At 68.1% G+C, this 304-nt stretch carries 1 protein-coding gene; it reads left to right on the top strand.

Annotated features, from left to right (window positions below):
- The coding region (locus ACLZOT_RS51550; protein WP_416976185.1) for a methylmalonyl-CoA mutase family protein at positions 1-304 on the top strand (304 nt) is incomplete at both ends.

Genomic DNA, 304 nt, shown 5'->3' on the forward strand with positions numbered 1-304 from the left:
GGGAGTACCCGTACACCCGCGGCCTGTATGCGACCGGCTACCGAGGGCGTACGTGGACCATCCGGCAGTTCGCCGGGTTCGGGAACGCCGAGCAGACCAACGAGCGCTACAAGATGATCCTCGGCAACGGCGGAGGCGGACTCTCCGTCGCCTTCGACATGCCGACGCTCATGGGCCGCGACTCCGACGACCCGCGCTCGCTCGGCGAGGTCGGGCACTGCGGCGTCGCCATCGACTCGGCCGCCGACATGGAGGTCCTGTTCAAGGACATCCCGCTGGGCGACGTGACGACGTCGATGACGAT

Source organism: Streptomyces sp. 4F14, from assembly GCF_048159485.1.
GTDB lineage: Bacteria > Actinomycetota > Actinomycetes > Streptomycetales > Streptomycetaceae > Streptomyces.